Genomic DNA, 12,271 nt, shown 5'->3' on the forward strand with positions numbered 1-12,271 from the left:
CGGGCTCTCCGATAACGGCCGACAGGAGCGGCCAGCCCAGGACACGACACAGGAAGCCCGTCGTCAGGGCAGACTTCACCCCTGGAACGACGAAAGCCCGACGCATGGAGCGCCGAGCCGTTGCATGTAGGATTTCATCCCACGGTGCGAACAGCTTGGACTGTTTCGTACCTAGGCCGTTCGGTGAGTTGGTAGCTCACCGGGCGGCCGTTCTTGTTCGTGTGACGCTACACACTCCCGCGCACACTAGCAACTAGCGAGTTCCCGCTCTGGCCAGGGACTTCCGTGCGAACAGGTGCCTGGGCGATCGCTGGGGAACCCGTTCGGAGGCCGACTCGCGGATCCGAGACCGTCGGACGCGGATCAGCGGGCTGGTGAGCCCACGATGATGCTGCCGACGTTGCATTCTTCGAGTTCGTCGAGGCCGGTGGCGGCGGCGAACGCCGAGGTGTCGCTGAAGCCTTGGGCGACTACGCCGAGGTGCATGGCGGTGGCGGCGAGGTAGAAGGTCTGCATGAGGACGCCGACGTGTTTGAGGATGTTGGCGTAGGCGACCTGTTCGTAGCTCCACATGACGCGGCCCGCGCGGGCCGAAACCAGGAGCAGGACTTGGGGTTGCGCGCCGCCTGCCAAGGTTGCCGAGGTGGATTTGAGGAGCTTCTGGACGGCGGGGGCGTCGGCGGGGGCGACCGGGCGCAGGGCGTGGTCGGTCGAATCGTAGTGGTACATGCCGTTTTCCAGGCCTGCGACATTGCGCACCACGGGGTAGATCTCGAGTTCGTAGGCGCCGCCGCCGGAGGGGTAGGGGCGGGAGCCGTCGTCTCGGGTGCGGGCGGTGCGGAACAGCAACTCGCCCAATTGAACTGAGGTGATGGGGGCGGCGTCGTCGAAGGCGCGGGTGGAGACGCGGTCCTCGATGGCGGCGGCCAGGCTCGGATCGGATACGCGCAGCGACACCAGGTCCGGCTTCGCCAAGGCGACCGGTGCGCCATCGAATGACGCACGGCGCAAAGGCAATTCGGGGAACTGGCCGTCGGCCCAGCGGGTGGGGCCGAAGTCGTCCCAGGTCACCGTGCGGGCGCCGAGGGTGCTGCGGCGGTGGAACCACAGGTCGGGGGTGTTCCAGGAGCGGGTGGTGAACTCGCGCTCCTCCTCGTCGCCGTCGACCAAGAAACCGCACCACTGCAGGTCGGCCATGAACTGGGTTTTCACGGCGGCGGGGACCGGGGAATCGGCGGCGAGCGGGCCGTCGAGCAGGGCGAGCAGGCGGGGGTCGTGGATGCGCAGGTCGCACCACGACTGGGGGTGTTCGAGGACGAAGCCCTGGTTGTCGCGGTGCAGGACAGCGAATTTCGACAGTGCCGCCGACCAGGTGGGCAAGGCCACCGTGGGACGCGGGGCCGGGTCGGCGAAGGGCCGGATGCTGTAGAGATCGCGGCCCCCGTCGCGGACTGTTACCGACAGCCAGCCGCCGTCGGTGAGCTTGCGCATCAGGGCGGTGATGTCGTCGCCCGCCGCCGCGGTCGCCATCTCCGCCGCGGTCGCCGGGCCCTGATTCAGGGTTTTCAGCGCCTGCAGCGCCCCCGCGCCCAGACCGGTCAGCTTCTCGTTGCGCGGCGGGTTCAGCAGCACCGCGCCGGCGGGAGTCGTGAGGCAGGTGACGCCCGCACGCAGCGCGAAGCGGGTCTGGGCGGGGTAAGCGGAGGCGAGCACGGTGAAATCCTCGGGGTAGAACCGGTCTGGGGCCTATTTCGCGGCGGCGGCGAACGCGGGCTCGAGCTTGTCCAGCATGTACGGCACCGACAGCGCGCTGGGCTGGTTGATCGCGCTGATCTCCTGCGTGGTCAGGAACACGACCGAACCCTTGCGCACCGACGGCAGATCGGCGTAACCCGGCAACTGCCGGTACTTCTCGTCGAGGCCGGGGGAGTAACCGGCCAGCAGCAGGTCGGCGGTGAGCTCGTCGACCTTCTCCGGCGACAGCGCCAGGCGGCCCTGGTTGGCGGGCAGCGCGGTGAGGTTGGCGGGGATGCCCATGCCGAGTGCGGTGAACACCTTGGCCGAACCGTCATTGGGGTCGGTCAGCACCATCAGCTGCGCGGGGCTCGCGAGCCAGGTGCTGGCGAAGGTCTTGCCCTTCAGGCCGGGGTTGGCGGTCGCGATGGCGGCGATCTTGTCGTCGACCTTCTTGATCACCGCGCTCGCGTCCGACTCCTTGTGCAGCACCTTGCCCAACGCGGTGACCTGGTCCTGCCACGGGGTGACGGCATCCTTGGTGAGCGCGGGCAGGGTCGGGGCGATCTTGGACAGGTCGTCGTAGGTCTTCTGGTCGGCGATGAACGGGTCGGCCAGGATCAGGTCCGGCTCCAGGGCCGCGACCTGCTCGGCGATACTGCCGGTGGTGTTCAGGGCGGTGGCCGCCTTCAGGGACTCCGGCGTCCACGGCGGGGTGCTCTTGGACACCGCGGAGACGTTGTCGATGTAGCCGACGGGGACAACGCCGAGCGCCAGCGAGCTGTCGAGCCACTGGTTGCCCAAGGCGACGATCTTCTTCGGGGTACCGGGGACGGTGGTCTCGCCGCGGGCGTGGGTGATGGTCACCGCTTCGCCCGACGCGGCCTCGTCCTCGGTGGAACCGCAGGCGACGACGCCGAAGGCGAGAGCACCGGCGAGCGCGGCAACCGCCGCGCGTCGCCAGCCGCGCGAAGTCCGAACAGTCGTCATGGGTGCACCCTCCGTAGAGCAAGTTCCAGCGTAAGTCAGCCTAGGCTAACCTACGTCACTTTCCGGGGGGAAGCTGTGTCCTACAGCGTGACGCGCTGGTCCTGTGGCATGAACAGCTCGTCGCCGTCCTTCACCTCGAACGTGGTGTAGAACTCGGCGATATTGCGAACCACCTGGTTGCAGCGGAACTCGTTGGGGGAGTGGGTGTCCTGCAAACCCTGCAGGGTCGCCTCCTCGGTCTGCTTGTCGCGCCACTGCCGCGCCCACGAGAAGAACATGCTCTGGTAGTCGGGCTGCTCGCCGGACCGCTGGGCCACTTTCTGATAGGCGGCCAGCGCGATCTGCAGGCCGCGCAGGTCGGCCAGGTTCTCGCCGACGGTCAGCGCGCCGTTCACGTGCTGTCCCTCGGGCGCGCCCTCGGGAACGAGCACGTCGTACTGCGCGATGATCTGCTGGGTCTTGGCGCCGAACGCCGCGAGATCCTCGGGCGTCCACCAGTCACGACGGTTGCCGTCGCCGTCGTACTTGGAGCCCTGGTCGTCGAAGCCGTGCCCGATCTCGTGGCCGATCGTGGAACCCACCGCGCCGTAGTTGACCGCGGCCTGGGCGTCCTTGTCGAAGAACGGGGGCTGCAGGTAGGCGGCCGGGAAGACGATCTGGTTGGTGGTCGGGCTGTAGTAGGCATTCACCGTCTGCGGCGACATGCTCCACTCCATCTTGTCCACCTCGGTGCCGAGGCGGGCGAACGCGCGCTTGGACTCGAAAGCGTTGATGGCCAACAGGGATTCGATCAGCTTGCCGCGCGTGATCTGCACCGACGAGTAGTCGACCCACTTGTCGGGGTAACCGATCTGGGTGGCGATCTTGTCCAGCTTGGCGATCGAGGCCTCGCGGGTCGGCTGGGTCATCCAGGTCGAATTGGTGAAGTTGTCGCGGTAGGCGGCGGTGAGGTCGGCGACCATCTCCAACGCGCGTTCCTTGGCCGCGGGCGGGAAGTGCTTGTCCACGTACAGCTTTCCCAGCGGTTCGCCGAGATTGTCGTCGACCACACCCACCGCGGAGCGCCACATCTCCGGCTTCTCCTCCAGACCGCTCAGCACCCGGCCGACGAACTCGAAGCGCGCGTCGGCGATGGCCTTGGGCAGGAAACGCGCGTAGCTGTTGGCCACGTGCAGCTTGAGGTAGTCGCGCCACTGGGCGATATCGACCTCGCCCCACAGCTGCGCGGCCGCGGTGACGAACGACGGCTGGCCGACCACCATCTTGTCGAACAGCGACTTGGGCCGGTCGGTCATGCCCGCCAGCCACGGATCCCAATCGAACTGCGGGCCGAGCGCGGTCAGTTCCTGCCAGCTCATCAGGTTGTAGGTGGCATCGGTATTGCGCAGGCGCACACTGTCCCAGTGCCCGGCGGCGATGCGCTTTTCCAGGTCTATCGTCCGCTGCGCCACCCCGGCCGGGTCGGCGAGGCCGAGGCCGGCGGCCAGCTGCCCGAGATAGACCTGGTAGCCCGCGAGCTGGGCGGCGAACTCGGGCTTGCGGTAGTACTGCTCGCCCAGCGTGAGCCCGGACTGGCCGACGCTGGGGATATAGGCCTTGGAATTCTTGCGATCGATGCTGATGCCCATCCCGATCAGCCCGGCGATCGGCGCCTCGGCCATCACCTTCGCCAGCTCGGGCTTGCCCGCGGCCTTGTCGATCGCGGCGAACAGCCCGGTCAGGGGCGTGATGCCGAGGCGTTCGATCTCGTCGAGGTCAAGGCGCGCGTCGTAGAGATCCTTGATCTGCTGCGCCTCCGAGCCGTGCTCGGGATCGGAGATGCCCTCGATGATCGCGCGCAGCTGGTCCAGTGTCCGGTCATTCGCGTCGGTGATCGCGCCGACCGAAGCCTTGTCGGGCGGGAGCTGGTAATCGCGCAGCCAGGCGCCGTTGACGTGGCGGTACAGGTCGTCCTGCGGGCGGATGGTGGGGTCGCCGCCGCCCAGATCGACGCCGGTGAGCTGCACTTCGGTGGTTTCGGACGAGCACGACGCCAGCGCGGCGGCCACGGGCACCAGCCCCATGGCGATCAGGAACGCGCGGCGGTCGATCACCGACGGACGACCGGACGATGTCACAGGACTTCCTTCCCCGATGCGGCAGCCGCACCCTGCTTGTTGCGCTCGAGCTAGCCCGCACAGGCTACCGGCGCGACGCCGTCTCGGTGCAGTGGTGGCTAGGAAGACAGGCCCGAGCTACCGGTCGCCAGGTCGCAGGCGAGGCCGCTGCCCGCGTTCAGGATTCGCATGACCGTCGGCACGCGCTTGGTCACCAGCGGTGTGCCGGTGGCGTGCAGCAGCAGCGACAGGTTGACCTCCACTTCGGTGTCGACGTGGTAGAACGCCGTGGCCTTGGCGACGGTGACGCCGGCGACGTTCACCTCGAGCTCGACGGTGTCGCTGGCGAAGAACTTGCCGTTGGCGAGGAAGTCGACCTGCGCGCCGACATAGTTGTCGAGGCCGACGACGTCGATCTTCGACGTGCAGCCGACGGTCAGCGTGTCGGTGAGCATGTCGATGACGGGACCCGCGCCCGCATGCGGTGCCACCATGGTGACGACGGCGGCGAACGCGGTGGCCGTCGTCGCGAGACGGCGCTTCATCGGCAGGGTGATGTTCATGGCGGGACGGTAGCAACGGGCCGTGCGCGACGAAGGCGGTTTGAAACATGTCTACTTCAGATCTGTCGACGCACCCCGATTCGGTTTGCCCTGGGGGTTCACCTACACTAGAACGGTTGCCTGCGGGAGCTATGCCCTCGCAATCCGGCAGTGAACCCCCAGTGGAAGGTATTTCCGCTGGCAGGCGCGCGTCCGGAGGGTGACTGACCATGTGCGTCGGGTCGGCAATCCGGCGTACGTATACATCCAGGTCCAGGAGGTGCTGAAGTGATTCAGCAGGAGTCGCGACTGCGCGTCGCCGACAACACCGGGGCGAAGGAAATCCTTTGCATCCGCGTGCTCGGTGGCTCGTCGCGTCGCTATGCCGGTATCGGTGACATCATCGTCGCCACCGTGAAGGACGCCATCCCCGGCGCCAACGTGAAGAAGGGCGACGTCGTCAAGGCTGTCGTCGTTCGCACGACCAAGGAGCGTCGTCGTCCGGACGGTTCCTACATCAAGTTCGACGAGAACGCCGCCGTGCTGATCAAGCCGGACAACGACCCTCGTGGCACCCGCATCTTCGGCCCGGTCGGCCGCGAGCTGCGTGACAAGCGCTTCATGAAGATCGTTTCGCTGGCCCCGGAGGTGCTCTGACTATGAAGGTGCACAAGGGTGACACCGTGCTCGTCATTTCGGGCAAGGACAAGGGCGCCAAGGGCAAGGTCATTCAGGCCTTCCCGGCGACCGGCAAGGTTCTCGTCGAAGGCGTGAACCGCATCAAGAAGCACGTCGCGGACTCCGCGAACCAGCGTGGCGCGTCCTCGGGTGGCATCGTCACCCAGGAAGCCCCCATCCAGGTTTCCAACGTGATGGTCGTCGACTCCGACGGTAACCCGACTCGCGTCGGCTACCGCACCGACGAAGAGTCCGGCAAGCGCGTCCGGATCTCCCGTAAAAACGGGAAGGACATCTGACATGACCACCTCTGAGCAGACTCAGCCCCGGCTGAAGGCGCGCTACCGCGCCGAGATCAAGGACGCGCTGAACGGCGAGTTCGAATACGCCAACGTGATGCAGATCCCCGGCGTCGTCAAGGTCGTCGTGAACATGGGTGTCGGCGACGCCGCCCGTGACGCGAAGCTGATCAACGGTGCCGTCAAGGACCTCGAGCTGATCACCGGCCAGAAGCCCGAAATCCGTAAGGCCACCAAGTCGATCGCGCAGTTCAAGCTGCGTGAGGGCATGCCGATCGGCGCGAAGGTCACCCTTCGTGGCGACCGTATGTGGGAGTTCCTGGACCGTCTCGTGTCCATCGCGCTGCCCCGTATCCGCGACTTCCGCGGCCTGTCGCCGAAGCAGTTCGACGGCAACGGCAACTACACGTTCGGCCTCAGCGAGCAGTCGATGTTCCACGAGATCGACGTGGATTCCATCGACCGCCCGCGCGGTATGGACATCACCGTGGTCACCACCGCGACCAACAACGAAGAAGGCCGCGCGCTGCTGAAGCACCTCGGCTTCCCGTTCAAGGAGAACTGAGCACATGGCTAAGAAAGCACTGCGCATCAAGGCGGAGGCCAAGCCTAAGTTCGCCGTCCGCGCCTACACCCGCTGCCAGCGTTGCGGTCGCCCGCACGCGGTCTACCGCAAGTTCGGCCTGTGCCGTATCTGCGTCCGCGAAATGGCGCACCGCGGTGAGCTCCCGGGCGTGCACAAGAGCTCCTGGTGAGCTTGCGCTCCTCGTGAGCGCACCCGCTTAAGCGAATAACGAAGCAAGGCACGGACTCTCGACGGAGAGTCCGTGCCTTGTCGCGTTTGTCGTGAATTCAGTCGATGCGTTGAACAGGCTGCCCGGTGAGGCGGGCGATGGTCTCATAGTCCGAATCCGCGTGCAGCACAGTCAGCTTGTGGTGTGCGGCGGTCACCGCGACGAGTAGATCGACCGGGCCCGCGCACTGATGCCAGCCCTTCTCGGCGAGGCGATCCTGCAGTTGCGCGGAATCCTCCCAGCAGGAATCGGGCATCGCGAAGTAGGGAAAGATCTCGTGAAGCAGACTGGCTGCCTCGTAGTAAGCGGGACGTCCACCCGCGGCACGTAGGTATTCCTGGCGAACGGGTTCGCAGATCCCCAACAGGCCGGAGCTGGCCAGCTGGTCCCATTGCGCACCGGTCTGGCCTCGAAAGAATCGCACCAGGGCGCTGGTGTCGGCGAGGAACCGTTCGGTCACGCCGCCGACTCATGGCCTGGGCGTGCCGGCCCGGTTTCGGGCAGGTCGATCTCGCCATTGGCGACCAGCGCCCGCATCCGGGCGATCGCCTCAGCGCGGCGGCGGCGATCGATGATCTCGCGCAATGCGGCGTTGACCGTGTCCTTCTTGGTCGTTGTTCCCAGGTATCGAGCCGCCTCGGCTAGCGCGGCGTCATCGAGATCGACCACTGTCCGTGCCATCTGAACCTCCGGTTGATATCTGTTTTCCAAATAGTATATCCGCGCGCCGGTCGTCTTTCGAGTCCCGGTTCCAGCCGAGCAGAGGTGGTCAGAGTGACAGGTCGGGTGTTGCCTGGGTCGGTTCGGACGGCCCCGATCGCAGTACCACGGCGTGGTACGCAGTAGTACATTGGGGGTATGGCTGCTCCCGGAAAAATCCCCCCCGAAGTCAGCGTTCGCGCGTTCGTCAACGACTCCGGGCGGATCACCAGGGGTCTTCGTGACGGGGAGCGGTTCGTGCTCACGCTCAATGGTGAACCGTTGGCTGATGTGATTCCGATCCATCGCAGTCGCTTCGTCTCGACCGCAAGGGCCCAGCAATCCTTCGTCGGTGTTCCGGCCCTGGATGCGGACGACCTGCGGCGCGACCTCGACGCGATGGTGGATGATGAGCTCGCCGACGATCCATGGCCGGTGGACGAGTGAGCCGCCACGATCGGGGCGTTCTGGACACGTGCATCGTCGCGGCGCTCGGCCTGTTCGACGTCGCTGATCTTCCGGTGGAGTCAGCCATCACGGCTGTCACGCTGGGGGAGTTGTCGCATGGGCCGCACGCGACCGATGACGTCATCAAGCGGGCCAACCGCATCGCCGTACTGCAACGGGTCGAGGCCGAGTTCGGCGAGGCTCTGCCTTACGACAGCCGCGCTGCTCGCGTATTCGGTCTGCTCTGCGCTCAGGTCTACGCTGTCGGTCGCAGCCCACGTCGACGGAGCTCGGACTTGATGATCGCGGCCACGGCCGCGAGTAACGGCCTGCCGCTGTTTACGGCGAACCCAAAGGCCTTCGCGGGCTTGGAGGCCGTGCTCACGGTTGTTCCGGTCGACCGGCCGTCGGGTGCCACCGGCTAGCTGGGCGAATAACGGTGCAAGGCAAGGGCTCTCGACTTGGTTGCCGGGCCGTATGATCGCCATGCGAAGGCGCTGTTGGGGCGCGTTCGTCACGGCGCAATGGTAGTCCGACGCGGCCTTCGTGCGTTCAGTTGTAGACGCGTAGGTGGGTCAGGACGGCGAGGACGCGGCGGTGGTCGTCGGGTTCCGGCTGGAGACCGAGTTTGACGAAGATGCTGCGCACGTGGGTTTCGATGGTGCGCTCGCCGAGGAACAGCGCGGCGCCGATCGCGCGGTTGGAGCGCCCTTCGGCCATGAGCCGCAGCACTTCTCGCTCGCGGGCGGAGAGCTCGTCGAGCGGGAGGGCGCCGTGGTGCGGCCGGGAGACCAGGCGGCCGACCAGGTCGGGATCGATCGCCGAGCCGCCCGCGGCGACCCGTCGCAGGGCCGTCACGAACTCGTCGATATCGGAAACTCGGTCTTTGAGCAGGTAGCCGAGGCTGCGCGCGCCACCGGCGAGCAGGTCGAGCACGCTCTCGGTTTCGATGTACTGAGACAGCAGCAGCACCGCCGTTTCGGGAAACTCGCGACGGATCGTCACCGCCGCGTCGATGCCCTCGGTCGTGCAGGTCGGTGGCATCCGGATGTCGACGACCGCCACATCGGGGCGGTGCGCGCGGACCAAACCCAACAGCGCCACCGCGTCACCCGCCTGCCCCGACACCTCCAATCCCTCGTCCTCGAGCAGCCGCGCGATGCCCTGTCGAAGGAGTGCCGAGTCGTCGGCGAGCACAACACGCAGTCGGGATGACTCCCGCGGCGGGAGAGGTTCGGGGATCGTCGGAAGCTCGGCGGTGGCGTCGGACGCCGCGGTGAGCACCGCTCGCGCGTCGGCGGCGAATTCCCCGCAGTTCGGATAGCGGGCATCCGGGCTCTTGGCCATCGCCCGCGCGATCACGGCGTCGAGGGCCTTCGGCAACGAAGGCAGCCGGGAGCTCGGCAACGGTACCGGTGCGTTGAGGTGGCCGTTCATGATGGCCGCCGGACCCGGCCCCGGATAGGGCGCGCTGCCGGTGAGTAGATGGAACAGGGTGCAGCCCAGTGAATATTGGTCGGCCCGGTGATCGATCGCTCGCCCTTCTATCTGTTCGGGGGCCGCGTAACGCAGGGTGGCCACCATCATCCCGGCCGCGGTGAGGTGCACCGTGTCGTCGAGCGCTTTGGCGATGCCGAAATCGGTGAGCAGCACCCGCTCGGCCTCGCCCGGCTCGGTCGGGGCGGCCAGCAGGATGTTCGCCGGATTGACATCGCGGTGGAACACGCCCGCCCGGTGCGCGTAGTCGAGTCCCGCCGCGACCACCTCGACGATGTGCACGGCGCGCGCCGGTGCCACCGGCCCCTCGTGCACCAGGTGGGCGGCGTCGGTCCCCGGCACCAGTTGCATCGCGATCCAGAGGCGGTCTCCTTCCTGGCCCCGGTCGTAGACCGCCACGATGGCGGGATGCTCGAGCCGTGCGACATGATCTGCTTCGAATTCGAATCGGGTGCGGACATAGTCGTCCCCGGTCAGCGAGGGGTGCAGCACCTTGAGCGCGACGGTGCGCGGCAGCGTCGGGTGCCTGGCCGCGTAGACCGAGCCCATGCCGCCCGCGCCGAGCTTTCGCTCGATCGTGTAGCCCGCGAACACCGTGCCGGGTTCGAGGTCACCACCGCTCATGTGTCACCGCCTCGCCGTTGGCGCGAATCTCCATTGAACACCGGTCCCCGCGCGCGCAGCGGGAGCGTGGCGGTGAGAACCGTGCCGGTGCCGGGTGCGCTGTCGAGCAACAGCTGTCCACCGAGCGCGGCGGCTCGATCACACAGCCCGCTGAGCCCGCCACCAGGTCCGATGCTGGCGCCGCCGCGCCCGTCGTCGGTGATCACGAGCCGCGCGCTCTCGGCGACGACATCCACCTCGATATCCACGTGCGTGCCGCCGGAATACTTGGCCGCGTTGGTGAGGGCTTCGGCGGCGATGAAATACGCGGCCAACTCGATCCCGGGCGCCGGCCTCGGCACCAGGTCGCCATGGATTCGCACGGCGATCGGGGCGCGTTCGGCGAGGGCGGTCAGCGCGGCGGTGAGACCGCGCTCGGCGAGGATCGGCGGGAACACACCCCTGGCCAGTTCGCGGAGTTCGGTGAGCGCGGTGTCCAGTTCGGCGGCGCCCTGCGTCATCAGGTCGTCCTGGGTCGCGGTGTCGGCCGAACGTTGTGCTCTGCGTAGCAGGATCGCCGCGGCGACGAGGCGTTGCTGGGCACCGTCGTGCAGATCGCGTTCGACTCGGCGGCGTTCGGCGTCGCCCGCCGCCACGATGCGTTCCCTGGAGCGGCGCACTTCGGCGAGCTGGTCGGCCAGATCGTCGCGCAGGCGTTCGTGTTCGAGTGCGAGCTCGGTCGCGCCGCGCACTACCGCGAGCAGTGCCGGTTCGGTCTGCAATTGTTCGTCGAAGACGAGCGCGGCCAGCGGGGACCCGGCGGGCTCCAGCACGGTCGCCACCCTGGGGTCGGACGCGGTCGGTAGTTCTCGCGCGATCCCGTCGTCATCGACATAGCACCCGCGCTCGACATCGAAACGCCACAGCTCCAAGGTGGGGTCGTGCAATGCGCGGCGCAATGCCTCGATGAAGCCGGAACCGATCGGGGCAGCCCCGATCGCGACCATCGCATCGCCGACAGCGGACCGCGCTATGCGGTACCGCATCTGCCCGTACGCGATGGCCATCGGCAGCAGAACGATCGGTACGTAGCGCAGGTCCAATACCCAGCTGTGCATCGAACCCGGCAACTGGATCGCGGTCGAGAGCAAGATCGCCAGGATGATCAGCCCGGCGATCGGTGCGAAGATCATCACCGGCGAGAAGCCGGATCGGTAGGCAGGCGTGCCCGTACGCCAGCGCCGCAGGACCACCCCGAGCAGCACGATGGCGAGGACGAAGACGAGCGCTCCGACCAGCAGCTGGATCCGATCGGCGATGACTGGATCGTGCCGGATCAACAACAGATTGACCGATGTCGACCGGTGCGGCGCCGGGACTTCTCGCGGATCGAAGAACATCCACTCGGCTGACACGCCGATCACCGCCAATGCCCAGCACGCCCCGACACACCATCGCTCCCACACCTGGTTCAGTCGCCCGGACGGGAAGCCGAGAAGCACCGGAATCATCACCGGCAGATAGATATTCGTCAGCACCGCGCCGGCGGTGAACAGCGCCGGGTCGCTCGACCGGCGGACGCCGCCGGCGAGCCACACCAGGCCTGCCAGCACGAAGAGCGGTCCGGCCAGATCACGCGGCCGATTCGTCCAGGTGAACAGACCGGAGGCGACGAAGGACGCCCCGGCCAACAGGAACAGCACGAGCTCGACCCGCCCGAAAACCGGCGAAACCGCTGCCGCCTTGAACGCCTCACGCGGCCCGAGCAGCAGGATCCTGGCCGGGTCGTAGAGGGCGGCCTCCGACCAGTCCACCGACAACACCACGGCGACGCTCAGCGCGGCGGCACCTGCCGTCACCCCACCGACGAGCGCGATCGTACGAGGTGTCAT

The 12,271-nt window shown here is 67.2% G+C and carries 14 protein-coding genes; 6 read left to right on the forward strand and 8 right to left on the reverse strand.

All coding sequences use genetic code 11. The annotated features are described in order from the left end of the window. Nucleotides 1-363: 363 nt before the first annotated feature. The 4 genes from ACFWO8_RS21610 to ACFWO8_RS21625 all read right to left on the reverse strand — a co-directional run bounded on the left by ACFWO8_RS21610 (nt 364) and on the right by ACFWO8_RS21625 (nt 5,383). Nucleotides 364-1,713: a SagB family peptide dehydrogenase gene (locus ACFWO8_RS21610; protein WP_378953762.1), complete on the reverse strand. Its 1,350-nt coding sequence runs from the start codon at nt 1,711-1,713 to the stop codon at nt 364-366. Between the two features lie 33 nt (nt 1,714-1,746). Then, the gene (locus ACFWO8_RS21615) at nt 1,747-2,724 is read right to left on the reverse strand and encodes an ABC transporter substrate-binding protein (RefSeq protein ID WP_378953765.1); all 978 of its coding nucleotides are present in this window, start codon (nt 2,722-2,724) and stop codon (nt 1,747-1,749) included. Nucleotides 2,725-2,804: 80 nt separating this feature from the next. Next, entirely contained in the window at nt 2,805-4,841 is a 2,037-nt protein-coding gene (locus tag ACFWO8_RS21620) for a M13 family metallopeptidase (RefSeq protein WP_378953768.1), read from the reverse strand. Between the two features lie 98 nt (nt 4,842-4,939). Further along, entirely contained in the window at nt 4,940-5,383 is a 444-nt protein-coding gene (locus ACFWO8_RS21625) for a hypothetical protein (RefSeq protein ID WP_378953771.1), read from the reverse strand. Between the two features lie 267 nt (nt 5,384-5,650). On the opposite strand from ACFWO8_RS21625, the gene rplN reads away from it, so the two are divergent. From rplN to ACFWO8_RS21645, 4 genes are read left to right on the forward strand one after another with little or no spacing between them, the layout of a single operon-like run. Continuing rightward, a complete protein-coding gene (gene rplN / locus ACFWO8_RS21630; protein WP_056818394.1) occupies nt 5,651-6,019 on the forward strand; it encodes a 50S ribosomal protein L14 in 369 nt (122 codons plus the stop codon). A gap of 2 nt (nt 6,020-6,021) precedes the next feature. Continuing rightward, nucleotides 6,022-6,339: a 50S ribosomal protein L24 gene (gene rplX, locus ACFWO8_RS21635; RefSeq protein WP_056818391.1), complete on the forward strand. Its 318-nt coding sequence runs from the start codon at nt 6,022-6,024 to the stop codon at nt 6,337-6,339. A 1-nt stretch (nt 6,340) separates the two neighbouring features. Continuing rightward, complete coding sequence (gene rplE, locus ACFWO8_RS21640) at nt 6,341-6,904, forward strand: 50S ribosomal protein L5 (protein ID WP_056818389.1); 564 nt, start codon at nt 6,341-6,343, stop codon at nt 6,902-6,904. 4 nt (nt 6,905-6,908) lie between these two features. Then, nucleotides 6,909-7,094, forward strand: a complete 186-nt coding sequence (locus ACFWO8_RS21645; protein ID WP_056818387.1) for a type Z 30S ribosomal protein S14 — start codon at nt 6,909-6,911, stop codon at nt 7,092-7,094. Between the two features lie 97 nt (nt 7,095-7,191). Here the strand turns inward: ACFWO8_RS21645 and ACFWO8_RS21650 are convergent, their stop codons facing one another. Beyond that, nucleotides 7,192-7,593, reverse strand: coding sequence for a PIN domain nuclease (locus tag ACFWO8_RS21650; RefSeq protein ID WP_378953774.1), 402 nt, complete (start codon nt 7,591-7,593; stop codon nt 7,192-7,194). Further along, nucleotides 7,590-7,814 (reverse strand): type II toxin-antitoxin system VapB family antitoxin, encoded by a 225-nt coding sequence (locus ACFWO8_RS21655; protein WP_378953777.1) that lies wholly within the window; start codon nt 7,812-7,814, stop codon nt 7,590-7,592. The genes ACFWO8_RS21650 and ACFWO8_RS21655 overlap by 4 nt, the downstream gene beginning before the upstream one ends. Before the next feature lie 177 nt (nt 7,815-7,991). Here ACFWO8_RS21655 and ACFWO8_RS21660 point away from each other — a divergent pair, with 177 nt between their 5' ends. Beyond that, nucleotides 7,992-8,279: a hypothetical protein gene (locus tag ACFWO8_RS21660; protein WP_378953780.1), complete on the forward strand. Its 288-nt coding sequence runs from the start codon at nt 7,992-7,994 to the stop codon at nt 8,277-8,279. After that, the gene (locus ACFWO8_RS21665) at nt 8,276-8,704 is read left to right on the forward strand and encodes a type II toxin-antitoxin system VapC family toxin (protein WP_378953783.1); all 429 of its coding nucleotides are present in this window, start codon (nt 8,276-8,278) and stop codon (nt 8,702-8,704) included. The genes ACFWO8_RS21660 and ACFWO8_RS21665 overlap by 4 nt, the downstream gene beginning before the upstream one ends. Nucleotides 8,705-8,831: 127 nt before the next feature. Here ACFWO8_RS21665 and ACFWO8_RS21670 read toward each other — a convergent pair whose 3' ends face one another. After that, on the reverse strand, nt 8,832-10,400 hold the full coding sequence (locus tag ACFWO8_RS21670) for a protein kinase (RefSeq protein ID WP_378953786.1): 1,569 nt from the start codon (nt 10,398-10,400) through the stop codon (nt 8,832-8,834). Then, nucleotides 10,397-12,271, reverse strand: a complete 1,875-nt coding sequence (locus tag ACFWO8_RS21675; protein ID WP_378953790.1) for a sensor histidine kinase — start codon at nt 12,269-12,271, stop codon at nt 10,397-10,399. The genes ACFWO8_RS21670 and ACFWO8_RS21675 overlap by 4 nt, the downstream gene beginning before the upstream one ends.

This window comes from Nocardia sp. NPDC058480 (genome assembly GCF_042720495.1).
Classification (GTDB): Bacteria; Actinomycetota; Actinomycetes; order Mycobacteriales; family Mycobacteriaceae; genus Nocardia.